Source organism: Guyparkeria hydrothermalis (assembly GCF_023555385.1).
Classification (GTDB): Bacteria; Pseudomonadota; Gammaproteobacteria; order Halothiobacillales; family Halothiobacillaceae; genus Guyparkeria; species Guyparkeria hydrothermalis_A.
Genome location: NZ_JAJSED010000001.1, coordinates 2,341,661 through 2,368,589 on the forward strand (window position 1 = coordinate 2,341,661; position 26,929 = coordinate 2,368,589).

General features: G+C 64.6%; 16 protein-coding genes, 1 tRNA gene and 1 pseudogene. 9 read left to right on the forward strand and 9 right to left on the reverse strand.

The features are described from left to right. Window positions 1–21: 21 nt before the first annotated feature. Both groL and LV476_RS10975 read right to left on the reverse strand, forming a co-directional pair. Window positions 22–1,665 (reverse strand): chaperonin GroEL, encoded by a 1,644-nt coding sequence (gene groL / locus LV476_RS10970; RefSeq protein WP_250076107.1) that lies wholly within the window; start codon window positions 1,663–1,665, stop codon window positions 22–24. Between the two features lie 60 nt (window positions 1,666–1,725). Further along, window positions 1,726–2,016 carry a co-chaperone GroES gene (locus LV476_RS10975; protein ID WP_250076109.1) on the reverse strand — a complete coding sequence of 97 codons (291 nt, stop codon included), beginning with the start codon at window positions 2,014–2,016 and terminating at the stop codon, window positions 1,726–1,728. Window positions 2,017–2,484: 468 nt separating this feature from the next. On the opposite strand from LV476_RS10975, the gene icd reads away from it, so the two are divergent. From icd to cysD, 9 genes and pseudogenes are all read left to right on the forward strand, one after another. Then, complete coding sequence (gene icd, locus LV476_RS10980) at window positions 2,485–3,741, forward strand: NADP-dependent isocitrate dehydrogenase (RefSeq protein ID WP_250076111.1); 1,257 nt, start codon at window positions 2,485–2,487, stop codon at window positions 3,739–3,741. A gap of 173 nt (window positions 3,742–3,914) precedes the next feature. Next, a complete protein-coding gene (locus LV476_RS10985) occupies window positions 3,915–4,103 on the forward strand; it encodes a CPXCG motif-containing cysteine-rich protein (RefSeq protein ID WP_250076113.1) in 189 nt (62 codons plus the stop codon). 124 nt (window positions 4,104–4,227) lie between these two features. After that, window positions 4,228–4,304 (forward strand) — tRNA-Arg (locus tag LV476_RS10990). Between the two features lie 87 nt (window positions 4,305–4,391). Continuing rightward, window positions 4,392–5,096, forward strand: coding sequence for an HNH endonuclease (locus tag LV476_RS10995; RefSeq protein WP_250076114.1), 705 nt, complete (start codon window positions 4,392–4,394; stop codon window positions 5,094–5,096). A gap of 151 nt (window positions 5,097–5,247) precedes the next feature. Beyond that, a complete protein-coding gene (locus LV476_RS11000) occupies window positions 5,248–7,365 on the forward strand; it encodes a glycosyltransferase family 2 protein (protein WP_250076116.1) in 2,118 nt (705 codons plus the stop codon). 93 nt (window positions 7,366–7,458) lie between these two features. Next, window positions 7,459–8,409 carry a glycosyltransferase family 1 protein gene (locus LV476_RS11005; protein ID WP_250076118.1) on the forward strand — a complete coding sequence of 317 codons (951 nt, stop codon included), beginning with the start codon at window positions 7,459–7,461 and terminating at the stop codon, window positions 8,407–8,409. Beyond that, the gene (locus LV476_RS11010) at window positions 8,406–10,403 is read left to right on the forward strand and encodes a capsular polysaccharide biosynthesis protein (protein ID WP_250076122.1); all 1,998 of its coding nucleotides are present in this window, start codon (window positions 8,406–8,408) and stop codon (window positions 10,401–10,403) included. The genes LV476_RS11005 and LV476_RS11010 overlap by 4 nt, the downstream gene beginning before the upstream one ends. Window positions 10,404–10,512: 109 nt before the next feature. Beyond that, window positions 10,513–10,659 (forward strand): annotated as a pseudogene (locus LV476_RS11015) (helix-turn-helix domain-containing protein); the annotation flags it as partial. Window positions 10,660–11,307: 648 nt separating this feature from the next. Next, on the forward strand, window positions 11,308–12,210 hold the full coding sequence (cysD, locus tag LV476_RS11020; protein ID WP_349666013.1) for a sulfate adenylyltransferase subunit CysD: 903 nt from the start codon (window positions 11,308–11,310) through the stop codon (window positions 12,208–12,210). A 121-nt stretch (window positions 12,211–12,331) separates the two neighbouring features. Here the strand turns inward: cysD and LV476_RS11025 are convergent, their stop codons facing one another. The 7 genes from LV476_RS11025 to LV476_RS11055 all read right to left on the reverse strand — a co-directional run bounded on the left by LV476_RS11025 (window position 12,332) and on the right by LV476_RS11055 (window position 26,266). Next, window positions 12,332–13,411 (reverse strand): chain-length determining protein, encoded by a 1,080-nt coding sequence (locus LV476_RS11025; protein WP_250076124.1) that lies wholly within the window; start codon window positions 13,409–13,411, stop codon window positions 12,332–12,334. Then, on the reverse strand, window positions 13,408–14,376 hold the full coding sequence (locus LV476_RS11030) for an ABC transporter ATP-binding protein (protein ID WP_250076127.1): 969 nt from the start codon (window positions 14,374–14,376) through the stop codon (window positions 13,408–13,410). The genes LV476_RS11025 and LV476_RS11030 overlap by 4 nt, the downstream gene beginning before the upstream one ends. Next, complete coding sequence (locus LV476_RS11035; protein WP_250076129.1) at window positions 14,373–15,197, reverse strand: ABC transporter permease; 825 nt, start codon at window positions 15,195–15,197, stop codon at window positions 14,373–14,375. The genes LV476_RS11030 and LV476_RS11035 overlap by 4 nt, the downstream gene beginning before the upstream one ends. Next, window positions 15,197–16,885 (reverse strand): polysaccharide biosynthesis/export family protein, encoded by a 1,689-nt coding sequence (locus LV476_RS11040; protein WP_250076131.1) that lies wholly within the window; start codon window positions 16,883–16,885, stop codon window positions 15,197–15,199. The genes LV476_RS11035 and LV476_RS11040 overlap by 1 nt, the downstream gene beginning before the upstream one ends. 83 nt (window positions 16,886–16,968) lie before the next feature. Then, complete coding sequence (locus tag LV476_RS11045) at window positions 16,969–17,355, reverse strand: DVU3141 family protein (protein ID WP_250076133.1); 387 nt, start codon at window positions 17,353–17,355, stop codon at window positions 16,969–16,971. Window positions 17,356–17,477: 122 nt separating this feature from the next. Beyond that, entirely contained in the window at window positions 17,478–18,770 is a 1,293-nt protein-coding gene (locus LV476_RS11050) for an aminotransferase class I/II-fold pyridoxal phosphate-dependent enzyme (RefSeq protein WP_250076135.1), read from the reverse strand. Further along, the gene (locus LV476_RS11055) at window positions 18,767–26,266 is read right to left on the reverse strand and encodes a type I polyketide synthase (protein WP_250076137.1); all 7,500 of its coding nucleotides are present in this window, start codon (window positions 26,264–26,266) and stop codon (window positions 18,767–18,769) included. Before LV476_RS11055 ends, LV476_RS11050 begins: the two co-directional genes overlap by 4 nt. Window positions 26,267–26,929 lie beyond the last annotated feature (663 nt).

Sequence of the window (26,929 nt, forward strand, 5' to 3'; positions counted from 1 at the left end):
GCCGGACGAGTCGCCCGTTTCTTACATCATGCCGGGCATGCCGCCCATGCCGCTCATGTCGGCCGGCGGGGCACCGCCATCGTCCTTGCTCGGGATCTCGGCGATCATGCACTCGGTGGTGATCATCAGGCCGGCAACGGATGCGGCGTTCTGCAGGGCAGAGCGGGTGACCTTGGTCGGGTCCAGGATGCCCATCTCGACCATGTCGCCGTACTCGCCGTTGGAGGCGTTGTAGCCGTAGTTGCCGGAGCCCTGGCGTACGCCCTGGACGACGACCGACGGCTCGCCACCGGAGTTGGAGACGATGAAGCGCAGCGGATCTTCCATGGCGCGCAGGGCGATGGAGATACCGGTCTGCTGGTCGACGTTCTCGCCCTTGAGCTCGCCGAGGCTGGTCAGCGCGCGGATCAGGGCGACGCCGCCACCCGGGACGATGCCTTCCTCGACGGCGGCACGGGTTGCGTGCAGCGCGTCGTCGACACGGTCCTTCTTCTCCTTCATCTCGACTTCGGTTGCGGCACCGACCTTGATGACGGCAACGCCGCCGGCCAGCTTCGCGATGCGCTCCTGGAGCTTCTCCTTGTCGTAGTCGGAAGAAGTGTTCTCGATCTGGGTGCGGATCTGCGAAACCCGATCGTCGATGTCTTCCTTGGTGCCCGAGCCGTTGATGATCGTGGTGTTCTCCTTGGAGACCACGACGCGCTTGGCGGTACCCATGTCTTCCATGGTCGCCTTCTCGAGCGTCAGGCCGACTTCGTCGGAGATCACCTGGCCGCCGGTGACGATGGCCAGATCCTGCAGCATGGCCTTGCGGCGGTCACCGAAGCCCGGTGCCTTGACGGCCGCGACCTTGACGATGCCGCGCATGGCGTTGATGACCAGCGTGGCCAGGGCTTCGCCCTCGATGTCCTCGGCGATGATCAGCAGCGGCTTGTTGGCCTTGGCCGCGCCTTCCAGTGCCGGCAGCAGATCACGGATGTTCGAGATCTTCTTGTCGTGCATGAGGATGTACGGATCCTCGAGCTCGACCAGCATCTGCTTCTGGTTGTTGACGAAGTAGGGGGAGAGGTAGCCACGGTCGAACTGCATGCCCTCGACCACGTCCAGCTCGTCCTCGAAGCCCGAGCCTTCCTCGACGGTAATGACGCCGTCCTTGCCCACGCGCTCCATGGCTTCGGCGATGATCTCGCCGACCTTCTTGTCGGAGTTCGCGGAGATGGTGGCAACCTGGGCGATCGCCTTGTTGTCGGTGCACGGCTTGGAGAGCTGCTTGAGCTCGGTAACCGCTGCCTCGACGGCACGGTCGATGCCGCGCTTGAGGTCCATCGGGTTCATGCCCGCGGCGACGGCCTTCACGCCTTCGCGCACGATGGCGGCGGCCAGTACGGTCGCGGTGGTGGTGCCGTCACCGGCGACGTCGGCGGTCTGGGAAGAGACTTCCTTGACCATCTGCGCGCCCATGTTCTCGAACTTGTCCTCGAGCTCGATCTCGCGGGCGACGGAGACGCCGTCCTTGGTTACGGCCGGCGCACCGAAGCTCTTCTCGATAACGACGTTACGACCCTTCGGGCCCAGGGTGACCTTGACCGCGTCGGCCAGGGTGTTGACGCCACGCAGCATGCGATCGCGGGCGCTGGTAGAAAAGCGAACTTCTTTGGCAGACATACTCGATATGCTCCTTGGATTAATCGGTTCCGGTGGAAAGGGTTGGGTCTTTCCCGGGGATTAGTCTTCGATGACGGCGAGGATGTCGTCTTCGCCCATCATCAGCAGTTCTTCGTCTTCGACCTTGACCTTGGTGCCGGCGTACTGGCTGAACAGCACCTTGTCGCCGACCTTCACACCAATCTGGCGGACTTCGCCCTTCTCATTGGACTTGCCCGGGCCGGCAGCGACGATTTCGCCACGGTTGGGCTTCTCGGTGGCCGAGTCCGGCAGGACGATGCCAGCGGCGGTCTTGCGTTCTTCTTCTTCGCGCTTTACCAGCACACGATCATGCAAAGGACGGATTTTCATGCGGTTACTCCATGCGTTGACACAGAAAAAGGGATTTCGACAAGTTTGGTCTCGCCGGGACGCTGTTAGCACTCGCCCGACTCGAGTGCCAATAGTAGGAGCGGTCCCGGTGATTTCAAGAGGTGGGAAGCAAAAAAATTTCACCGCCCGTTCGAGGGTGGGAATGCCCGTCGCATGCGGCCTGCCGCTGTGCCTCGGTGGGCGGGACGGAATCGGTATAATGCGCCGCATCCAAGGGAAGGTCTGCGTGAATCCAATACCCCTCTGGCCAGGCCCCGAAGGGCGAGCCTTGAGGCGGACATCTGCTGCGTTGCCGTCCTTGGAAAGGGAGGGACCCTTCCACGGCGGACGGTCGCCTTGCATCTGTCCGCCTCAAGACCCGCAGAGAGGCATCGGATTCACGCAGACCTCCCCTACGGCCGGATTAGTGTCGGCCGTTACTCACGAATCAAATCTAGGAGAGAGCGCATGAGCTTCGAGAAGATCACCATCCCCGAAGGCGACAAGATCACGGTTGATGCCGACGGCAAGCTGAACGTGCCGGCGCGGCCGATCATTCCGTTCATCGAGGGTGACGGCATCGGCATCGACGTCACGCCGGTCATGAAAAAGGTCATCGACGCCGCCGTCGAGAAGGCCTACGACGGCAAGCGCCAGATCTCGTGGATGGAGGTCTACGCCGGCGAGAAATCCACCGAGGTCTACCCGGACGGCAGCGGCCTGCCCGCCGAGACCATGGAGGCGATCCGCGACTACGTCGTCTCCATCAAGGGCCCGCTGACCACGCCGGTCGGCGGCGGCTTTCGCTCGCTGAACGTCGCCCTGCGCCAGAAGCTCGACCTGTACGTCTGCCTGCGCCCGGTGCGCTACTTCACCGGCACGCCGAGCCCGGTCAAGCACCCGGAGAAGACGGACATGGTCATCTTCCGCGAGAACTCCGAGGACATCTACGCCGGCATCGAGTGGGCCGCCGGCACCCCGGAAGTGAAGAAGGTGGTCGACTTCCTGCAGAACGAGATGGGTGTCGAGAACATCCGCTTCCCGGAGAGCTCGGGCATCGGCGTCAAGCCGGTCTCCGAGGACGGCACCAAGCGGCTGGTGCGCCGCGCGATCGAGTACGCGATCGCCAACGACCGCGATTCGGTCACCCTGGTGCACAAGGGCAACATCATGAAATTCACCGAGGGCGCCTTCAAGAACTGGGGCTACGAGCTCGCCAAGGAGGAGTTCGGTGCCGAGCCGCTCGACGGTGGCCCGTGGATGAAGTTCAAGAACCCGAACACCGGTCGCGACATCGTCATCAAGGACTCGATCGCCGATGCCTTCCTGCAGCAGATCCTGCTGGTGCCGGAAGAGTACGACGTGGTCGCCACTCTGAACCTCAACGGTGACTACGTCTCGGATGCGCTGGCCGCTCAGGTCGGCGGCATCGGCATCGCGCCGGGCGCGAACCTCTCCGACACCGTCGCCATGTTCGAGGCCACCCACGGCACCGCGCCGGACATCGCCGGCAAGGACCTGGCCAACCCGTCGTCGGTCATCCTCTCGGCCGAGATGATGTTGCGCCACCTCGGCTGGACCGAGGCGGCCGACGCCGTCAGCAAGGCGATGGAAGGCGCGATCGCCAGCGGCAACGTCACCGGCGATCTTGCCCGCCTGATGGACAAGCCCAACCAGGTCGGCTGCAAGGCCTTCGGCGAGGAGCTGATCCGCCAGATGGGTTAATCGCTCCACGGCCGGGGCCGTGCGACGAAACATGACAAGGCGCGTTCGGAGCATTCCGGGCGCGCTTTTTGTTTGCCCGGCACATATGCGGCAGACAGGTTGGCTATTTTCGCAGGGCTTCCCTATGTTCGAGGGGCAGGGGAGTGTCCTGCGTCGTTCCCGGGAGGCCCGCCATGGAACCACTCATCGAAGCCAGTGCCGTCTGCCCCTACTGCGGCGAGCCGGTCGACTTCTCGATCGACACCAGTGCCGGGGAGCAGACCTTCGTCGAGGACTGCAGCGTTTGCTGCCAGCCGATCGTCGTGACCATCAAGTGGACGAACGAAGGCCCGACCCTGGAACTGCACCGCGAGAACGAGTGACAGGGCCGTCGAGCGAGGCTCGCAACTAACCCTTTGTCGGTCCCGCGGAGACGCGATCGACTCGTGCAGAGGCGGTCTGGAGGGCGGTTCGGCGCGCGTGTTACCATCCCGCTTCCTTCCGACTGCCCATGTAGCTCAGCTGGATAGAGCAACCGCCTCCTAAGCGGTAGGTCGCAGGTTCGAATCCTGCCTTGGGCGCCAGATTTAACTTGATCTTCCCCGCTCGCGGCTTCCTAGTCGCGGCACGTAGACTGTCCCTAATTCACTAGCCCCCTAGGGACAGCGGCAATGCACGACAACGTTATTTCATATTTCGAGATGTGTTCGCGTGAGGGCATGAGTCTGCAGCGTGGCATGAACTTTCGGATCCGAGGTCGGCATTCGGTCGTTCTGATGTCGGTCCGCGCAAACGCGCCCTACCAAGATCGGCTGGAAGAGGGTGGTTCTGTTCTTGTCTACGAAGGCCATGATGCACCCGCTTCTGCTGGGTCTGTGTATCCCAAATTACTTGATCAGCCAGAAACGCTTCCGTCAGGGCGACTGACGGAGAATGGGAAGTTTCATCAAGCTGCTCAGGAGTACAAGAATGGCTTGAAGCCGCCGGATATGGTCCGTGTTTACGAGAAGATCAAGAAGGGTATTTGGTCTGATAACGGCTATTTCCAACTGGTTGATTCTTGGAAAGAGCATGACGGGCATCGGCAGGTTTTTAAGTTCAAGCTGCTGGCCGTTGAGGCTGAACATGAGGATCTGGCTGCGGAATTGCCGTCACATCACTCAAATCAGCAGCCACGCCGGCGAGTGATTCCGAGTGCGGTGAAACTGGAAGTTTGGAAGCGTGACGGAGGTAAGTGTGTGGAGTGTGGCGCGACTGACGAGCTTCACTTCGATCACATCGTCCCGTACTCCAAAGGAGGCACATCCTTGAAGGCCGAGAACGTTCAGTTGCTATGTGCCCGCCACAACTTGGCGAAGAGTGCCAAGATCCAGTAGCAGGGTCTGCTTGTTGGGCGTTCACCCCATTGAGAGTGAGGACAGATAGGGGAACAAACCGGACTGCGCGGCATCGAAATAGCGGGACCGTTTGAGTGGCCTGGTTTGTGCCGGCCTTCGGCGCCATTTTTATTGGGACTTTCGCGACATCATGATGGATGAACAGTCGATGTCCGTCGTGGATGGCGCGGCGGCCGTGGGAGTGGGACGTGCGGGCTGGTATCGGTGGGAGTGTCACAACTACAACGCGGTACCCGTCGAGCTTGAACTGCGCTGCCCGGCGACCGGAGTCGTATCCCGGTTGCGGGCCCGCCCGGGACGGGACACCCGTCGGTTGGTGCCGGGCGATGCGCTCGGCTCGGGTTGTCGTTTGACGGTCCTGTCGTCCGATGCCGCGGGCGATACGTGGAGTAGTTTCCGCCGGGTGAGTCGTTTCGCTGCCTGGTCGGGGCTCTGGTCGCGCCTTCGCCAGCTTGACCGAGACTTCCGCGGGCTTTCGCGGCTGGCGTGCCTGCGCATCTGGCTTTCGTGGTTGGGTTCCCGCCGGGCGCGTGAGTCGGCGTGGCGCCGTTACGAGCGGACTTGCCATTCCCTCCCCCCCACCGAGGAGTATTCCTCCTGGCTTCGATTCGAGTCGGAACGGCGCCTGCCGCCTGATCCTGTGACGACCGAAGGCAGCGGGCGACCCGTGCCCGACGTGCGTTTCTCCTTCCTGATGCCGCTGGTCGACGCGAGTCCAAGGAGTATTCAGGAAACGCTGGATTCGTTGCGGTCGCAATCGTTCTCGGATTGGGAGCTTTGCGTCTTGATGCCTGCCGATGCCCCCGCCGATATTCAGCGGGAGTTGGCGGAGGTGAGTGGGCAGGATTCGCGTATCTCATCCATGCCGTGGGCGCGGGGAGAAGACCTGCCCACGGTGATGAACCGGGGTGTGTCCGGACTTTCCGGCGATTACGTCGCCTTGCTGGGGGCCCGGGACTGCTTGGCGCCGGGCGCCTTGATGGCCGTGGCGCAGGTGGTTCGGGACACACCTGAATTGCAGTTGCTGTATTCCGACGAAGATCGTCTGACGGCAGACGGTGAGCGCGTCGATCCGCATTTCAAGCCGGACTGGAACCCGGATCTCGCCCTGGCGCACAACTACGTCTCCCGCCTATGTGTCTACCGACGGGATCGGCTGCTGGCCATGGGCGGATTTCGTGAGCTGGTCGACGGGGGCTGGGAACATGACCTGCTTTTGCGTTTCACGCATGGTTTGGCCCCCGAGCAGATCCATCATATTCCCCGGGTGCTGTATCACCGTTCGGCGAATGGCGAGGACCGTATCGGCAGCCCCGCTGTGCGTGCTGTTGCCGATTATCTTGCCGAGGCAGTGCCGGGAGCGTCTGCCGAGCCAAGCGAGGTGCCCCATGCCTACCGGGTGCATTGGCCGCTTCCGGACCCGCCGCCTCTGGTCAGCCTGATCATCCCGACGCGGGACGGGGTGGATATCTTGCGGCCCTGCGTCGATGCCATTCTCGAGCGGACCGACTACCAAAACCTGGAAGTGCTGATCGTCGACAACGAGTCACGATGCCCGGAGACGCTCGCCTATCTCGACGATCTCAAGCGCGATCCGCGCGTGCGGGTGCTGGAATGGCGCCGTCCGTTCAACTTCTCGGCGATCAACAACTATGCCGTCGCGCAGGCCAGGGGCACGCTGGTCGGGCTGGTCAACAACGACATCGAACCGATCAACGCCGACTGGCTGGACGAGATGGTCCGGCAGGCGTGCCGCCCGGAGATCGGCTGTGTCGGGGCGAAGCTCTATTACCCGAACGGGCGGATTCAGCATGCCGGGGTGATTCTCGGCATCGGCGGGGTGGCGGGCCACGGTCACAAGCATTTCCCGGGTGACCATCCCGGGTACTTCTCGCGATTGAAGCTGGCACACAACGTTTCGGCGGTCACCGCCGCCTGCCTACTCGTGCGCCGATCGGTATTCGACGAAGTGGGTGGGCTGGACGAGGAAAATTTGCCCGTGGCGTACAACGACGTCGATTTCTCGCTGAAGGTCCGTGAGGCCGGCTACCGCAACCTGTGGACACCCTACGCCGAGGCCTACCACCACGAGTCCGTTTCCCGCGGCGGGCGCGATACGCCGGAAAAGCGTCGCCGCTTCGAGCGGGAAGTCGCCACCATGCGGGCACGCTGGGGCAGGGCACTCGACAACGACCCGGCCTACAACCCGAATCTGACACTGGCGCACGAGGATTTTTCTCTGCGTTGATCGGACTAACCGGGGGCGGCGATGGCCGGGATGATTTTCTGGATTTTGCGAGGGCTTGGCCGCATCGGCGGCGATTCACATTGATGGTGTTGCATGAGATCTGACCAGCCGCGTGTTACTGCCGGCCGCCAGACGATCGTGGTCGAGGAGCGGCGGAACCCGTCAACCGACTTCTTCGTCCGCCCCCATGTGACTGCCTTCAGCGGGCACGACCCCGAGCTGGTGCGACTGGACTCGCCGCCCGCGCAAGCCCCGCCGTCGGGGGTGTGGCTGGTGTTCAGCCGCTATGTCACCGATGCCTGGCGCCGATGGGTGACCCGATACCGGGACCGGATTGCCGGCGTGAGCTTTTTCATGGATGACGACCTGTTCGACCCGGCGGCCTGGGTGGGCCTGCCGTGGCGCTACCGCTGGAAGCTTTATCGGCTGGCAGGGCGTCACCAGGCATGGCTTCGGCGCATCGGGGCGGAACTGCTGGTCTCCACACCGTATCTCGCCCAGAAATATGCCGCCTGGTCACCGACCGTGCTGCCCGCGGTTTCGCCGTATCGGGACCCGGCGGGGTTCGATCCCGACGCAACCCGCGTCTTCTATCATGGCTCGGCGTCCCACCTGGCGGAGCATCGCTGGCTTCGCCCGGTGATGGCAGCGGTGCTGGACCGGGTGCCGTCAGCAACGTTCGAGGTGATCGGTGACCGGCGCGTGGCGCGTGCCTACGAGGGGCTGTCGGGCGTCTCGGTGGTCTCGCCGATGGGCTGGGAGGCCTATCGCGCTTTTGTGACCCGGCCGGGCCGCGCGGTCGGGGTCGCACCGCTGCTGCCGTCACGGTTCAATGCCGCCCGCGCGCCGACCAAGCTGCTGGACATTACCGCCGCGGGGGCAGTCGGCGTCTATGCCGATGACCCCGTGTATCGCGACACGGTTGCCGACGGCGTGAATGGTCGACTGTGTCCTATGCAGCCGGAATCCTGGGTGGAGGCGATCGTTGCCCTGCTCGACCAACCCGATCTCCGACGGGCCGCTTGGGAGGCGGCACGCTCATGACGCGGGTAGGGCATTTCTCCGCCGGCATGGCGCGCATGGCCACCTTGCCGGCCTTTCTCGACGCGGAGCTGGAGCGTATCCGTCCCTGGCGAGCAACGTCTTTCGACGTGGTGGCCGGCTGGGGGCGCAAGCCCAGCTGGGAGGCGGCGCGCCGCTATGCACAAGACCGACAACTGCCCTTGTGGACGCTCGAGGACGGTTTCTTTCGCTCGCTCGGTCTGGGAGTGACGGGGTCGCCCGCGCACAGCCTGATCGTCGACCCGATCGGCATCTATTTCGATGCCACCGCACCCAGCCGACTCGAACAGATGATCCTCGCGGACGACCTCGATACCGAGACTCGACAACGGGCGCGGCGGTTGATGCAGCAGGTGGTCGACTGGCGCCTGTCCAAGTACAACACCGCGCCGGATGTCCCGTTGCCCGCAGGCGATGGTCGCCCCCGGGTGCTGGTGATCGACCAGACGCTCAACGATGCCTCGGTGCGCTACGGGCTGGCCGATGTCGTCACCTTCCGGCGGATGCTGGACGAGGCCATCGCGGACAATCCGGGGGCGGAGATACTGGTCAAGATTCACCCGGACGTGCTGGCTGGCAAGAAGCAGGGGTATCTGCTCGAAGCGGCGCAGGAGGCCGGCTGCACGCTTCTGGCCGATCCGCGCTCTCCCTGGGCGGTGCTCGATGCCGTGGACGCCGTCTACACGGTCACCAGCCAGATGGGTTTCGAGGCGTTGCTGGCCGGCAAGACGGTGCATTGCTTCGGTATGCCGTTCTACGCTGGTTGGGGCCTGACCCACGATCGCCAATCCAGCCCCCGGCGCGGGGCGAGTCGGGACCTGGTGGCCCTGTTTGCCCATGCGGTGCTGCGCTATCCCCGCTACATCAATCCCTACACCCAGCAGCGATGCTCCCCGGAGGAAGCACTGGGGCGTATCGCCGAGCAATACCGACAGCAGGAGGCCAGCCGGGGACGGTGGCTGACCGTTGGTTTGTCGCGTCGCAAGCGACGATTCGTCTCCGATTTTCTCGGGCCGGCGGCGGATGTGTCCCATGTCTCGGCCGGGCCGTTGCCAGCCGCGATGGACGACAACCGGCCGGTGGTCGGCTGGGCCGCATCGATGCCGCCGGAGATGCCGGAGCGCGCCGCGCGGGCGGGCAGGGCGCTGTGGCGCGTCGAGGACGGGTTTCTGCGCTCGGTCGGGCTGGGGGTCGATCTGGTCGAGCCGCTGTCGCTGGTGCTCGACTCCCGCGGTATCTATTTCGACCCGACAGCCCCCAGTAACCTCGAAGTGTTGCTCGCCGAGACCCGGTTCGACGAGTCCCTCCGTGCTCGGGCGCGTGCCTTGCGCAAGCGCCTAGTGGCGTTGCGGCTGACCAAGTACAACGTCGGTCGCAGCTGCGATCTGAATGCCCCGCCGGGCCGCAAGGTGATCCTCGTGCCGGGGCAGGTCGAGACGGACGCTTCGATCCGGCGTGGCGCCGGCACGGTGCGCACCAATCGGGCCCTGCTCGAGGCGACGCGAGCGGCCAACCCCTCGGCCTGGATCGTCTACAAGCCGCACCCGGACGTGATGAGTGGCGCAAGAGTGGGCGAGGTGTCACCCGATGGTGGGCTGGCCGATCGCGAACTGGTCGATGCGGACATGACGAGCCTGCTCGACCAGGTCGACGAAGTGCATACCATGACCTCTCTGGCCGGCTTCGAGGCGCTGCTCCGCGGGGTGTCCGTAACTACCTACGGCATGCCGTTTTACGCCGGCTGGGGATTGACGACCGACCGACTGGAAAGCCTCCGACGTGGCCGTTCGTTGTCGCTGGACGAGCTGGTTGCCGGCACCCTGATTCTCTACCCGCGTTACCGCGATCCTGTGAGCGGCGAGCTGGTCGATGTCGAGACTGCGGTCTCGTTGCTGGAGGCCTGGAAACAGGCACGGCCGGCCGAAACCCTGTCGTTGTTCCAGCGGGTCTATCGTCTGGTACGTCGCCGCCGCTGAACGTGGATTGTTATCCTCGAAGGCGTTCCATACACTTCCGAATCACCTCCGGATTCACGCGACGGAAACGCCCGGGAAGTGCTCTTTAAAACAATCGCTTGAGGTTTTCATGGCGAGAAAACGTTTTTCGCCGGACGAAGTCAATCGTCGTCGTCGAGAGGCAGTCAAGCTGAGGCTTGATGGCCTGACGGTGGCAGAGGCGGCCAAGCGGGCCGGCGTGAGTGCGCCTACCGTGACAGCGGCCTTTGCCGCCTTCAAGCGCGGCGGCTGGCCGGCCGTGGATGTGGGTCGCCGTGGGCGGCCCCGCAAGGCGGAGAGTCAGCCGACCGAGAATCTCGGTTCCGTCTTGCGTGGCGTGCTCGTCGAGGAGCCGGGGCGGTGCTGGGATGTGGAGCAGCTCGGTGAGGCGGTCGAGCGACGCATGGGGACGCGTCCCGATGCCCGCGAAATCCGCCGGCAGTTGAGCGACTGGGGGCTGGTGCCGCCCCGCAGTTCCATGCCGCGCGGCAAGACCGGCCCGATCGGCAAGGGCCTTGAGTGGGCGAGCGCCCATGATGCCACCGTGCTGGTGGGGGCCTTGCGGAACGTGCCGGCCGATGCGCCGTTGGCGGGCGGTTACCAGTTGACCCTCCAGGACGCGCGCGGACGGCTGTTGTTTGCCTTGTTCAGCCAGCCGGTGCGGGCACATGAATACGTCGAGTTCTGGCTGGCGGCGGCCGAGCGGATCGGCGACCCGCTGGCGATCGTCACCCGCGGCATCGCGGTGCAGACGCCGGCGTTGCAACAGGCGTTGCGGCCACATCGGGACCGCCTGCGGGTGGTGGGGCGTCCCCGTAGTTCCCGGTCGTCGCCCCGGCAGGAGTATCAGGCGCACCCGAACAAGAGTCGGCAGGGAAGCCGGACGGTGACCACACTGACCCATCTGCAACGGCTCGAAGCCGAAAGCATTCACATCATGCGTGAGGTGGTGGCCGAGACCGAGAACCCGGTCATGCTGTACTCGATCGGCAAGGACTCGGCGGTGATGCTGCACCTGGCCCGCAAGGCATTTGCGCCGGGACCGCCTCCGTTCCCGCTGATGCACATCGATACCCGCTGGAAATTCCGGGCGATGTACGAGTTTCGCGACCGGATGGCCGAGGAAGTCGGCATGGACCTGCTGGTCCACGTCAATCCGGAAGGCGTGGAGAAGGACATTAACCCGTTCACGCACGGCTCGGCGCTTCACACCGAGATCATGAAGACCGAGGGTCTCAAGCAGGCGCTCGACAAGTACGGCTTCGATGCCGCCTTCGGCGGGGCGCGCCGCGACGAGGAAAAATCCCGCGCCAAGGAGCGCGTGTTCTCGTTCCGCACCGACCAGCACCGCTGGGACCCGAAAGGCCAGCGCCCCGAGCTGTGGAAGCTGTACAACGCCCGCAAGCACAAGGGCGAGTCCATCCGGGTCTTCCCGCTGTCCAACTGGACCGAGCTGGACATCTGGCAGTACATCTACCTCGAGAACATCCCGATCGTGCCGCTGTACTACTCCGCGGAGCGCCCGGTGGTCGAGCGTGACGGCACGCTGATCATGGTCGACGACGATCGCATGCCCTTGAACGAGGGCGAGGTGCCGATGATGAAGAAGGTCCGTTTCCGGACGCTCGGCTGCTACCCGCTGACCGGGGCGATCGAGTCGGAGGCCGACAAGCTCACCGACATCATCCAGGAGATGCTCCTGACCAATACCTCGGAGCGTCAGGGCCGCGTGATCGATCACGATTCGGCCGCCTCGATGGAGAAGAAAAAGCAGGAAGGCTATTTCTGAGCGATCGGCGCGACAACGCCTGAAGCGGGGATGGAAAGAAAAAAGGGGGCCTGAAGGCCCCCTTTGTCATGTTGCCGGGTTGCCGCCCGGCGATAGCGATGCTGTTCCCTGCGGTCGGGTGTCAGTCGCGATGGTCACGAATGATCAGGATGAGCATGTGCACGATCACCGCCAGGAACAGGGTGATCAGCGCGAACACCACCGAATTGTAGGTGCGCTCGGGCTCGACCGGGTATTCCGGCATCAGCGGGCTCTGCAGTATCGAGACCTGCTTGAGCTTGCGGGCGGCCTCGATGCGCGTGTTTTCCAGCGCAGCAAGGGCGCTGGAGTAGGTTTCCTGCGCGAACTCGGCCTGGATCTCCAGCGTCTGGTAGTGCGCGGAGACCTGGTTGAGTGACTCGCCCGTCGCCTTGGCCAGTCGCTCCCGCTCGAGCTTGATCTGCTTCTCGAGGGCGTCCATCTCGCTCTTGACCCGCACCATCTCGGCCGACTGATTGCTCTGGTAGCTCGCAATGGCCTTCTGTCGGGCCTTCAGTTTGGAGAGCTCCCCCTCCAGTTGCGCGACGACCTGGTTCAATGCCTCGACGGTCTTCGTCGGTGCCACCAGGCCTTCTTTGTTCTGGTAGGCCAGCAGGTCGTCACGAGCGTCCATCAGCCGGGTGTGCAGGCGCTCGACCTGCTTTTCCAGGAAGCGCACCTGCTCCTCGGCCAGGCGCTGCCCCATCTCGTTCATGTGCGCTTCGCCTGCTTCCAGCAGGAGATCGGCCAGCTGCTTGGCAAATTCCGGGTTGAATGCCTGAACCTTGATGTTCAGTACCCCGGCGTAATCATCCAGCTCGACGCTGACGCGTTTCATGTAGTAGTCGTGAAGGTCCTCGATCGGCGCCTCGGCGTTGTGCAGCCGGGTGAACCAATCGCCGTTCTGGCTGTAATGCTCGCGAAACGGCATCTCCTTGCTGACCCGCTTGAGCATGTCGACCGACAGGAGGTGCTCGCGCAATAGCAGCAGATCCTTTTGACCACCGGTGCCGCCGCTCATCAGGGAAGAGAACGACAGTTCCGGCGGTGCAATCTGCGGGCTTTCCAGGACCACCGTCGCTTTCGAGACATAACGGTCCTCGGCCCAGAGGTGCCAGTAGAGGGTAACGGCCGTGATCGCGACCAAGGCAATCAGCCAATGAGGTTGGATCTTGGATTTCATGAGTGCGGAGATTCTTGCTGATTGGTGTTAGAGGGATTCGTCGTCTCGTTACCGTCGCCAGGCGCCGGGTTCGAGGCGAGAAAGGCTTCTAGCTGTTCGATGCTCTGGCGTGTGGCCACCATGGCCCTTTTTCGCTCCGTGATTTCCGGGGCGGGCAGGCGAAGCTGTCGCGCCTTCTTCAAAGCGGTGTGCTGCTGTTGCCATTGCCGGCGATATTCCTTGAGCCACTTGGTCGCCTGCTTGTTGTCGGCCGGGGTCAGGTCGGCAGGCGGGGCGTCATCGGGGTCCTTGTCGGCCTTCGACTCCCCGCCGGTCGCGTCGTGGTAGACCTTGATGGCATCGTTGATGTCGTCGAACCAGGTGGCTCGCCCGTCTTCCAGGTAGATGCCGGCGTGGCACAGCTCCTTGAGGATGCCTTCCTGGTGCGAAACCATGATGAGGCTGGCCTCGCCGACCTTGTCCTTGAACGCCTTCTTCGCCTTCTCCTTGAACATCCGGTCGCCGACGGCCGTGGCTTCGTCGGAGAGGTAGATGTCGAAGTTGAACGCGAGCGACATGCCGAAGGCCAGGCGGGCTCGCATACCCGTGGAATAGGTGTTCATCGGTTCGTCGAAGGCTTTGCCGATCTCGGCGAACGACTGCACCTGCTCGATCACTTCATGGACCCTGGACTCGCCGCCATGGATGCGTGCCACGAACTTGACGTTCTGCCGGCCGGTCATCGAGCCCTGGAACCCGCCGGTCAGACCGATGGGCCAGGACACGCGGCTGTGCCGAACGACCTCGCCCCGCTCCGGGGCGTCCATGCCGCCGATCAGGCGCAGCAGCGTCGACTTGCCGGCGCCGTTTCGCCCCAGCAGGCCCACGTTGACGCCGGGGGGAATCGTCAGGTTGATGTCGCGCAGTACCCACTCACTGCCGTGGTGATTGTGATAGCGCTTGTACAGGTTGCGGATTTCGATCATTTGGCCTTGAGCCTCATCTCGAAACGAAGGTGCAGCATCAACCCCAGGGCCATGAGCCCCAGCGCCCAGTACCAGAGATAGGTGATGTCGGTTCCCGGGAGCGCGTGGTAGTACGGGAAGAAACCCATCCGCATGTATTCGATGCCATGCACGATCGGGTTGTACATCAGGTACACCAGCAGGTCGTGCGGCAGCAGGTGCAATGGGGCGATGACGTTGGAGAGGATCAGCAGCGGCAACGAGACGATGCGCACGAGCTTGGCGATCTCCGGCACCAGCGCGGAGAGTGCCGACAGCGTCAGTCCGGCGCCGATACCGAGGGCCCAGAGCGAAAGCCAGCCCCCGATTGCCATCACCGGACGCTCGGGCACCAGATCGATCTGGATCAGTGCGGCCACCGCGATGAACAGCAGCATGAGCACGCTGCGCGTCATGCCCTCGAGGTAACAGCGGACCAGCACCGGGTCGACCGGCTTGACCTGTCGGTAGGCAAACAGCCCCTGGTTGGCCTCGATCGCGCCGATGGGGCGCTGCATGTTCTCGCGGAAGAGGAAGAACCCCATCAGCCCGGTGATCATCCAGGGCACGAACTCCGCCCCGGCAATCTGCGCATTCTGGCCGAGCACCACCACCCGTACGGCGATCATGATCGCCACGAAGGCGATGGGCTCGACGATCATCCAGAACCACGCCAGCCGGTCGGCCATCAGCCGCGCGAGGAATTCCCGCACGAACAGCGCGCTCCAGACCGACCGGGCGACTTCCCAGGACGTGCGGCCAGTCTGCGGCTGCTCGTGGGTCTTGTCGGTACTCGTGGCCATTACAGGTCCAGCGCTACCTTGGCGGCGATCGCGATCTGGTAAAGGATCTGCGTGATGTTGGTCGCCAGCTGCAGGTTCTTGGTCGGGACCTTCGGCAGGACGAGAATCTCGTCGCCCGGACGGATGGTCGTCTCGCCGGCCTGATCCACCTCGCCGTTGGCGTGTACTACCAGGATGCGATCGTCATCGGCGCGTGAGCTGAAGCCACCGGCGCTCTCGATGTAATCCTCGACGTCGCGGTCCGAACGGAAGACCACCGATTGCGGCATGACGACCTCGCCACTGATCAGGATCGAGTCGGATTTCTCCGGCAGGGTCACCACGTCGCCGTCACGCAGACGGAGGTCGGTTACCTCGCCGTTATCGGCGACCACGAGTCGGCCGCTGGGCTCGACGTCACGGGCCCGCTTGACGAACTCGGTGATCAGCTCGGCTTCCTTGACCCGGATTTCGGCTTCCTCCGGTGTGGAGGACGAGGCGCCGAGATAGGTCGATTCCAGCCGCTGCAGGTTTTCCTCCAGCGCGATCTTCTGTCGCTCGGCGATGCTCTTCCGGCGGATAGAGACGTCCTTCGTCGCCGTGAGTTTCGGCGGCACCGCGACGGCGTCGAGCAGCTCGTGCAGCGAGGCATCACGCGGCAGTACGTAGCGCGACGGGCCGAAGAAGCTTCCCTCGAGCTGAACCACGATGTACTCCTCGCGCTTGTCGCTGGAGAACAGGATGTCATCGCCGTTCTTGAGTGCCGTCTTGGTGAAGTTGTCGAGCGGCACGTACTCGGAAATCGGCTTGTTGCCGCGGAATCCGCGCAGCAGCACGTGCGAGACATCAGATTTCAGGCGGGCCAGATCCAGGAGGGTCCCACCGGTGGCGCCGTCCTTCGAGAGTTCGAAGGCGTACGGTCGCGCCACCTCGCCGGTGACTGCCACCGTCGGGCCTTTCTCGCGCACGATGATGGTGTCGCCGTCCTTGAACTGCGGACGGGGAAGTTCGCCCTCAAGCAGGAAGTCGTAGAGGTCCGCCGAGGTAATGACCTTGCCATTGCGCATCACGTCCACTTGGCGATAGCTGCCCAGTACCGGATCGATACCTTCGGCCTGCGCGACGAAATACAGCAGCGAATCCGTCGGCACGCCGGCATAGCGGCCCGGGTTGTTGACGAAGCCCGTGACGTACACGGCAACCGGCTGCACGCCCTGCAAGTTGGTGTAGACCTCGACGTTGTCCGGATAAACCGAGCGGATGGCAGACGTGATGCGGTTGTTGAGCTCACCCGCACTCGCCCCTTGAACCGGGACGGGGCCGACGCCGCTGATGAAGACATTCCCCTGCGAATCGACCGAGAGGACGCTCTGCATTTCCACGGCGCCCCACACGCGCAGCGTGATCTGGTCACCTGGCACGACGCGGTAATTCGGGTTCATGCCATCGGCACGCGTATCCCGAAAGCCGCCCTCGAACAGGTGGGCCCCGAATGGAGGCAGCGACTCTTCGTCGACGTTCTTGTTGCCCTTGCCCGGGTTGCCCCAGGAGCCGACGGACCAGTCGGCTCGTGCGCCTTCGCCCTCGTCGACTTCCTCGGGAACGGGTTTCGCACGCTCATCTTCGCTGAGCCCGCTGGTGCCCGATCCCGGCGTTTCCTGTGCCGAGGCCACGGGTTGCCACAAGGCCACCATCAGAAGACTGGCCATGAATATGGAAAAAAGGTGTGGGAATCGAAGCATGGTGGTTTAGCCGGTAAAGAAGTGAATGCGTACTGGCAGTGATCGCTGGATCAGCGGGTCACGTTCCGAACCCAGTGCCAGGTGTTGTCGTGCCGGCAGGCCAGACCCGCCAAGGAACCGCTGGCCGGTGTGGAGACATCGACCCGGCGGCATACGCGCCCGCTGGCGGCGTTGTAGGGAGGACGTGCGGTCAGCGTGGCCGGCGAGCCCCACGGGCTTTCGGAAAACTTGGCCTGATCATCCGCGGCTGCCTTGCTCAGAAAGGTGGCGATGTCCGCGGGCAGGCGTTTCTCGCCTTCCACGTCGAGGGCAGGGGAGTCATAGTCCTGGGTGGTCGGCTTGGTGGCCATGTGCTGGCAGCCAGCAAGCAGGGTCAGGGCCAGAAAGCCGACGGTGGCAAACGCTGATCGTGATATGAGAGAAGATAAGGTTTTCACGTAACTTCCTGATGATATGGGGTGTATGTCGATCGGTTTCGACCCGGCGGTCGGGCCGCAGTTCGGTCTATGCGCAAATTGGTATGCACGGTCATGACCGAACTCGGTGGACTACGACGACCTCACAGCCATGCCTGAAGCCGGTCGAGGGTCGTGTCGATCTGTTCTTTCGTGTGCTCGGCCGAAAGAAAGAAACGCAAACGGGCGGCACGTTCTTCGACGGCCGGATAGATGATTGGTTGCACGTTGATGCCCTGATCGAGCATTGCGTTCGAGCAGTTGGCCGCCTTGATGGAGCTGCCGAGGATCGCGGGCGTCACGCAATAGCCCTCGCTGTCGCCGGTGTTGATGCCCCGTGCCTTGGCTGCATCGAGGAAGTGGCGTCCGTTGGCCTGCAGCCGCGCCACCCGTTCCGGTTCGTCGCGCAGGATGGTCAGGGAGGCCAGGGCGGCCGCCGCCAGCGGCGGGGCCAGCCCCACGCTGTACACAAAACCGGGGGCGCCGTAGCGGAGCATCTCGATCAAGGCCGTGTTGCCGGCGATATAGCCGCCGCAACTCGACAGCGTCTTGCTCATCGTGCCCATCCAGATATCGACCTCGGCCGGGTCGATCCCTTGCGCTTCCCACGTCCCGCAGCCGCGCTCGCCGAGCACGCCCAGGGCGTGGGCCTCGTCGAGCATCAGGAAGGCCCCGTGGCGCTTCTTGATCTCGATGGCTCGCGTCAGGTCCGGCATGTCGCCGTCCATGCTGTAGAGCCCCTCGATCACGATGAGCACGCGATCGACCTGGTCACGTTGTTCGGTAAGCAGCCGGTCGAGTGCGTCCCAGTCGTTATGCGGGAACATGCGCCGCTTGGCCCCGGAGAGCTCGGCTCCGACCAGTGCGCTGTTGTGAATCAGCGAGTCGTGGACGATCAGATCCCGCGGCCCGAACAGATGACCGATCGTGGTGACATTGGTGGCATGCCCACTGACGAAGGTGATCGCGTCGTCCGTTTGGTACAGATCCGCAATGGCCCGTTCGAGCTCCCGGTGAATGGGACGTTCGCCGGAGACGATGCGGCTGGCGGAAACCGAGGTGCCGTATTCGGCGATCGCCTTTTCGGCGGCAGCCGAGACACGCGGGTCGCCATTGAGACCGAGGTAGTCGTAGTTCGAGAAATTGATGCACTCGACACCGTCGATCCGACTGGTGCCCCCGGCCCGGACCTCATGTCGGCGGAAAAACGGGTTGCTGATGTTCAATCGCTCGGAGGCCTGCCGCTGGACTTCGATGCGCTGGTAGGCATCGAAGTCCTCGAAGCGCGCGCGCGCAGTCTGGCGTCTGCGCGGCTGCCCACCGCCCCCGCCACCGGTTTTCGGGCCCCGGAAGCGATTGATGAGCGCCATCTTTCTGTCGCGGCTCAGCCCCTTCATGCTCGGCGTGCCTCCCTTGCTCTCGCGTCGTTGGCCAGCTCGCCCAACGTCGCTTCATCGATGTCGGTTTCGTGCTGTTCGGCCAGCTCCCGGATCATGCGGCCGGTGTCGTCCTCCTCGTCGCCGTCGCCCTTGAGCTCGCCCCATAGCCGCGAGGCCAGACCGTCGATGTTGGCCGTCTCGCTCAACGCCATGGTGGGTACGCGAACACCGAGGCGCGTTTCCAGCGCCAGGGTGAGTTCGACGCCCATCAACGAGTCCAGGCCGATGTCGAAAAGGGACCGCTGCGTGTCGATTTGCTCGGCGTTCAGGCCCAGTACCTCGGCGACTTCCTCGGCGATCCACTGGCCGATCAGCGCCTTTGCCTCGGGCTCGCTCAGCTCGGCCAGCAAAGCCTCAAGGTCGTTCTCGTCCTGCTGTTTCGGTCCGGCCGTTCGTTTGACCAGGTCAAACAAAGGCGACTCGGCGGTGGGGAGCGAGCGGGCGAGGGCGTGCCAATCCAGCGGCGATACCGCGTCACCGGACAGCCCCTGATCCAGCGCCGCTTCGAGCTCGGCAATCGCCTGCTCGCCGGTCAGCGCCGGGGCACCCAGTCGTGCTTCCAGGCCCGTTTTGACCGCCTCGTTGTCGGCGAGCATGCCGATGTCCCCGATCGGCCCCCAGTTGAGGCAGGTCGCCGGAAGCCCTTGCGCCCGACGCGCCGCGGCCAGTCCGTCCAGGTAGCCATTCGCGGCGACGTAGTTGCCCTGACCGGGGTTGCCCAGCAACGTCGTTACCGACGAGAACAGGACGAATGCATCCAGCGACAGGTCGCGGGTCGCCTCGTGAAGATGCCAGGCGCCCTTGGCCTTGGCGGCGATGACCGTCTCGAGACGGTCGTCGTCCAGATTGGTCAGCAGCGAATCGTCGAGGACGGTCGCGGCGTGGAACACACCGCGCAGCGTCGTGTTTTTCCGGGTCAGGGAGTCGATCAGGGCGGTGACCTGCTCGCCATCACTGACGTCGCAGGCGCGCACGGTCAGGCGGTCGGCCGCCTCACCGAGGTTGGCCAGGCGCTCGTCGAGTCCCGGGGTGTCCGCCCCGCGGCGGCCGACCGCGACCACTTCGCCCGCGCCGCGATCGAGCAGCCAGCGGGCGGTGGCAAAGCCGAAGCCGGCAAGACCACCCGTGACCACGTAGGTGCCATCGGCACGCACGGTGAACTGGCCGGACGGCTGCGGGGCCGGGAGCATCGGTGGGGTATCCAGCGAGACGACCACCTTGCCGATCTGCCGGGCCTGCTGCATGTAGCGGAAGGCCTCGACCACGCGGTCGGCGGCAAAGACCCGGTGCGCCAGCGGGGTGATCTCGTGGGTCTTCATCCAGGTCATCATTTCGCCGAAGACACGGCTCGCCACGTCGGGCCGCACGGACATCAGCTGGTCGACGTCGATGCCGAAATAGCTGAGGTTGTTCTTGAACGGACGCAGACCGACGTGGGTGTTCTCGACGAAATCGCGTTTGCCCAGCTCCAGAAACCGACCGAAGGGTTTCAGGGCATGCAGATTGCGGTTGATCGCTTCGCCAGCGAGCGAGTTGAGAACGACGTCCACACCACCCCCATCGGTCTTGGCCAGGATCTCGTCGGCGAAGTCCACCGACCGTGAATCGTGGATGTTTCCGACCCCGATCATTTCGAGGAAGTTCCGCTTTTCCGGGGTGCCGGCAGTGGCGAAGACCTCGGCGCCAACCTGCTGGGCGATCGCTATCGCCGCGATGCCCACGCCTCCCGCGGCGCCGTGGATCAGTACCCGCTCGCCCGGCTGCAAATGGGCCAGTTCGATCAGGGCGTAGTAGGCGGTGAAGAACACGGTCGGCACCGTTGCCGCCTCGTTGAACGACCAGTCGGTCGGCTTGGGATGCACCGCGCCTTCATGCGTGACCACGTGGCTGGCAAAGCACTGCGGACCGAAGCCGAGCACCTCTTCACCCACGCTGACGTCTTCGACGTCGGGCCCGGTCCGCGTGACGACGCCGGCGAATTCCAGGCCCATCGTCGGGCCCGAGAACCCGTCCTCGATAATGTCGTCGCCCAGCAGACCGAGGGCATACATCACGTCACGGAAGTTCAGGCCGACGGCCTTGACGGCAACTTCGACCTCGCGCCCGGACAGCTCGCGGGCGTCGACCCGGCGCCAGGCCAGATTCCGCAACTGGCCGGGCAGATCGAAGCGCAGTTCGAAATGCTCGTTTGCCTCGGCCGGCCGGCGTTCCGTTGTCGCCTGGTGCAGTCGAAGCGCCTGCCGCGATGTGCCGCGCAGCACGACCTCCCGCTCGTCGTCGGGGCGGGACAGGGCATGGTGCAGGGCGTCGGCGTACCGTGTGGCTTCGGGGCCCGGGTCGATCAGTTGCAGGTCGAGCATCGGGTATTCGTTCATCACCACGCGGCCAAAGGCCCACAGGGCGCTGTTCCAGGCGTCGGTCGGCCCGGCGGCGTGGGTCACCGCGCCGTTGGGCAACAGCCAGGTCAGCCGTGGTGGTCTTTTTGCCTTGGCCAGCTGGTTGCACCAGTCGAGAAGACGCGCCAGGGCCCCGGTGTCCGGGGTGCCCGCAGTACCCGTCGTCGCAAAGGCGATCACGACCTCGTCGAACGACGGGATATCGGTGGGCCGGCCTTCGAGCTCGAGTCGGGTGACACTCGCGCCTGCCCGGGTCAGGTCGTCGGCAAGGACAGTGGCAGTTGGATCATTGCTCGACGCCGGGCCGATGACGGCCCATCGACCGGTCTGCGCGGCTACCGCGTCCTCCGTCGGCACGGTCTCGCGGCGGGCCAGCAGTGCAAAGCCGGACTGCGACCCCTGGCCGGGTTCGGTCGCGGTGGCCACGGTTTGAATGCTTGCCCAGCCCTCGGCACGGGCAGGCAGCGACTCGGTGGCTTGCGGTGCCGAGCCGGTCGCCGCTGCCATCAGGGCCTGCCAGTACGGTGCCCCGTTTACGCCGGTGACGAGCAGCCGGCCGTTCGCGGCCAGCTTGTTGTTCAGACTGTCAGCGAAGGCATCCGAGCCCGTGCTCATTCCCTCGTCCACCCAGACGATCAGATCGAAGGCCAGGTCGTCGGCAGTCGGCAGGTCGAGCGTGCCGGTCTCGTCATCCATGCCGGCAAGCGTGACGCGTGGGTCGCGACCGTAACGCGACTGCATGGCCTCGCGGTCGGCGGCCTGCGGGCTGGTCAGGAACAGTTCGACCTGGTGCCAGCCCAGGCGTTGTTCAAGTCGATCGGCCAGGTCGAGCCAGTGGCCACCGACCTGCAGGATCCGCAGCGAACGGCCGGGTTCGACGGTCTCGAGCAGGGCGTCGACGGCACTGACGGTCAACGTGTCTCGTCCGGCCACCGACAGGCTCGCCCGACGGAGCATGCTGGCATGCGGGCTGTTCGCCACGGCCTCCGCCAGCCGTTCGGCCAACGGGGTCGCGTCGTTTTCGGTCGGGTCGAGAAGACTCGGCAGCAGCCGGCCAAGCCGGCCCAGCAGGATCAGTTCCGGTGAAAGCGACGGATATTCGGCGAGCAGGCTCTGCCAGATGGCCTCGACGGGCGGGGGCGGTTCGTCCTCGCTGCGCTCCCAGCCGGAGTCGGTCGGGGTCAACCAGCCGTGAGCGACCAGTTGGTCGGCCAGCCAGTGGGCCCAGTCGAAGCTCAGATCGTCCGCGGTCCGGTCGGACAGCGCCTGGTGGCTGACCGGCGCGTCGCCGAACGCATGCTGCCAGGCCTCGAAGGCGGCCGAGGCCAGTAGTGCATCGAGCAATGGCCGCGCCTCGTCGAGAAACGCCTGGTGCGCCGGGTCGGTGTTCAGTTGCTCCAGTGTCGTCGCGAGTGCCTGCTGCCAGCCTTGGTGGTCCGGCCAGTCCACTGCGGACAGCCCGTTGGTCGGGATGGTGTCGATGCGCCAGTGTGGCGTCGTCTTGTCGCGCCGTGCCACCGCCGCCAGGCGGAACCGGCAGCGTTCCATCACGGCAATGGTCTGCCCGGCCTCGTCGAGCAACGCGAAATCCGCGAGGATCGACTGCGGGCTCTGGCGTCGAATCTCGGCACGGCAGCCGGCGGCGCGTCCGCCGCCCGAGTGCCACAACAGGCGACCGATGCCGACCGGCAGCATGGTCAGGCCGCGGCGGGCCAGTACCTCGAGTGCCGGATGGCTGATCAGCGACTGGAAGCACAGGTCGAGAATGCCCGGATGGCAGTGGTGCGCGGTGTCCGCGGCGACCGACTCGGGCAAGGCAAACGTGGTGTCCAGCCGGGAGCCGGCCTGCTCGATGCGGGCAATGCCCTGGAAGGCGGGTCCGTAATCCAGGCCGATGCGACGGGCCTTGGCGTAATGATCTTTCGCCTCGAGCCGGGTGGGGGGCTCGGGCGGGTCGTTGGCCGGTTGCTCGACCTCCACCGGCCGTGTGGGCGCACCCAGGACACGGCCCACCGCGTGATCGGTCCACCCGTCCTCGCTCAGGCGCGGGCGTGAGCGAATGACGAATCGGCCGTCATCGCCCTGCAGGATCAGGCGCAGGACGCGGCCGTGTTCCGGCTCGAAGATCAGCGGCTGGCGGACCTCGAGGGCTTCGATGTCGACCGCGTCGAGATCGAAGGCCATAGCCCCCGCCGCCACGGCCATCTCCGCAAACCCGGCCGCCGGCATGATTGCCGCCTCGCCAACGCGGTGATCCTCCAGGTACGGCAGCACGCTGGGATCGAGCGGATTTTCCCAGCCGTGCGCGATTTCCCTGAGCGGATACCCGAGCAGGGGGTGAACGCGATTGCGCAGGATCAGTGAATAGCCCTCGGACGTTGGCTGCGACCAGTAGCTCTTGCGATCGAACGGCATGAGGGGCAGGTCGACGAGCGGCGCGCTCTCCGGCAGGCGACAGGCGGCGGTCGACAGACCGGCGAGAAGATGGATCCGGTGTGCGCTTTCCTCGATGTCCAGGCGGCTGTCGGCTTGGCGGTTGACCATCGAGACGACCCGGGCATTGGCTTCGGCGGCCTTGATGGTCTGAGTGAGGTAGCGCGGCAGAATCGCGTTCGGACCGATCTCGACCAGCACGTTGCTGCCCGCGGTCAACAGGTCGCGGACCGCTTGTTCGAAGACCACCGGCTGGCGGACGTTATCCCACCAGTACTCGGCCGTCAGCTCGCGGCCATCCAGAACCTGTCCGGTAACGCTGGAGACGAACCGCCGCTCGCCGGAGGCCGGGGCAAGGCCGTCCAGGCGCTCGAGCAGATCGGCCCGGATCGGTTCCATCGCCCGGGAGTGGAAGGCGTAATCCAACCCCAGCACGCGGGCGAAAACGCCCTTGTCCTCGAGGTGTTCGGCCAGGCGCGTCAACGCCTCCTCATCACCGGCCAGCGTCAGCTGATCGGGGGCATTGGTGGCGGCGTGCTCGATCCAGGCATCGCCGAGACGCAGCGCCTCGATCTCGTTCTGCACGGCCTCCCAGCTCAGGTTCACGGCCATCATGCGGCCGTCGCCGTGGGTGGCCGCCTGGGCACGGCTGCGGTGGCAGACCAGTTCGGTGGCCTGCTCGAGCGTGTAGATGCCCGCCGCCCAGGCCGCGGCCACCTCGCCGACGCTGTGGCCCAAGGTGGTTTTCGGGGTAATGCCCTGTCCGGCGAGCAGGCGGGTCAGCCCCACCTGGATGGCGAAGAGCAGCGGCTGGGCGACGGAGGTGTCCTCGAGATGGCTTTCCTCGGGCGTGGCCTTCAACTCCTCGATCAGCGAGAAGTCGCTGTGTTGTCGTACCAGCGCGTCGATTTCCGCGATGGCCTCGGCGAACACGGGCGATTCGCCCAGCAGCTTCTGGCCCATGCCCAGCCACTGGGCGCCGTTGCCCGAATAGACAAAGGCGATATCCGCCGGGGCGCCGAGCGCCTTTTCCTGCACTACGCCGCGCAGGTCCGGGTCGTTCGGTTCACGCGCGAGTTGCCCGAGTCGATCGATCAGCTCCTGCGGCGAGTCGCCGAAGACCGCGCAGCGTTGCTCCAGCCAGTCGCGTCGGTGAGCGGCGTTCCAGGCCACGGCAGGCAGCGTCTCGGGCGCGCCGTCGAGCTGGTCGTGATAGGCCGCGGCCAGCGAGCCGATGGTCGCCGGGGAGCGGGTGGAAAGGAACAGTGCCGGCGTGGTGTCGCTTACCGGCAGGGCAGCCGGCTCGGTGGCTGGCGCGCTTTCCAGAATGACGTGGGCGTTCGCGCCACCGAAGCCGAAGGAATTCACGCCCACACGCAGGGGGCGATCCGTCGCTTCCAGCCGTTTGGGGGCACGGACCACCTCAAGGCGGTTTTCCTTCAGTTTCAGGGTCGGGTTGAGCGTTTCGGCATGAATCGACGGCGGCACCTGCCCATGCTTGAGCGTCAGTACGGCCTTGATCAGTCCGGCCATGCCCGAGGCCGGCTCCAGGTGGCCGAGATTACTTTTCACCGAGCCGATGGGCAGGGGCGTTCCCTTGCGGGCGCGGCCCAGCACTTGGCCCAGAGCGCCCGTCTCGATCGGGTCGCCGACGGCGGTGCCGGTGCCATGGGCCTCAATGTAGTCGATGTCGTCGGCACTAAGACCCGCCTTGTCCAGCAGGCCGGACAGCAGCTCGGCCTGACCTTCGCCGCTGGGAATCGTCAGCCCGTTCTTGCGTCCGCCGTCGGTGTTGTTGCCGGTCGCGCGGATGACCGCGTGGATGCGATCGCCGTCGGCCTGGGCCTTGGCCAGCGGCTTGATCAGCAGCATCGCCCCGCCTTCGGCGCGGACGTAGCCATCACCGCCCTCGGCAAAGGCCCGCGACCGACCCTGGGCCGACAGCATGCTTGCCTTGGTAAAGCCGACGAACGGGTAGGGGTGCAGCAGCAGGTTCACTCCGCCCACCAGAGCCGAGCCACATTCCCCGTGGCTAAGGCTCTGGCAGGCGTGGTGCAACGCGACCATCGACGAGGAACATGCCGTGTCCACGGCCAGGCTCGGGCCATGCAGGTCGAATACGTACGAGAGACGGTTGGCCGCGACACTGAACGTACTGCCCGTCATGGAGTAGGCATTGAAGCTGGAGAGGTCGTCCAGCGAACGGATGCCGTAGTCCAGTCCAGAGATGCCCAGGTACACGCCGCAATCGCTGCCGGCCAGGCGCGATGCCGGGGTGCCGGCATCCTCGAGCGCGTGCCAGGCCAGTTCCAGCATCAGGCGTTGCTGCGGGTCCAGCTTCTCGGCTTCCCGCGGCGAAATGCCGAAAAAGCCCGGATCGAACTGGTCGATATCCGACAGCACCCCGGCGGCGTAGGTGATGCTGCGGCCGGGCTCGCCACGGCGGTCGTGCTGGAAGGTGTCGGTTGCCCAGCGATCGGCGGGCACCTCGGTGACCAGGTCCTGACCCTCCATCAGGGCAGACCACAAGGCATCCGGATCACTTAAATCCCCCGGGAAGCGGAAGGCCAGGCCGACAATGGCGACTAGGTCCGATTGGTTTTCGTGTTCAGTGCAGGTTGCCAAATCAATTCACCCGACGGACGGAGTTGGTAACGACCGGCACGCCCATCCCGGGGCAGGGTGCCGGAGCCAGATCGCGTGGTGCGCGATGCTGCCGGGCTCCCTGCCAGCGGAACGGTCGTCGCCTCTTGGTTTGGTAGCGCGTCGCTCGAAGCGAGGTGTTCTCGCTGGACGCGTCCTGAGTGGCCTCTGTGGGGCGCACTGTCGAAGGACTGCGACAACATTCATACGAAAGTGTTCCTGAAATGCGCTGAGCCCGACGCCATTTCTTTTCGGTGTTTGACGCGGCTGCGACGCATTTATCCGCTTCTTTGTGCTTGTTTTTCACGGATTGACGCGGATTTCAGTCAGTCGTTTTGTTTGAACCATTTTTCGCGGTTGGTGGGTGTGGCCCTGCGAGCATATGTTGGTATACGGATATCGCGACTGTCGGATTTATGCAGGCCGAGTAACGGTTGTTGAATATCGTGGCCGAAAGATATTCCGGTATACGAATGGCGTTTTCTGTTGTTTGTTTGGAACAGTGTTCGGATGAACTCGATTGATCTCGACTAGTCGGATCGTAATAAGCGCAAATCAGGGCAGCGGGATATCCCGTTAATGTTATATCTCATGGTCCGAATGCGCTTTAATTGGACGCTGGTTAAGTCATCACTCTGGTGAACT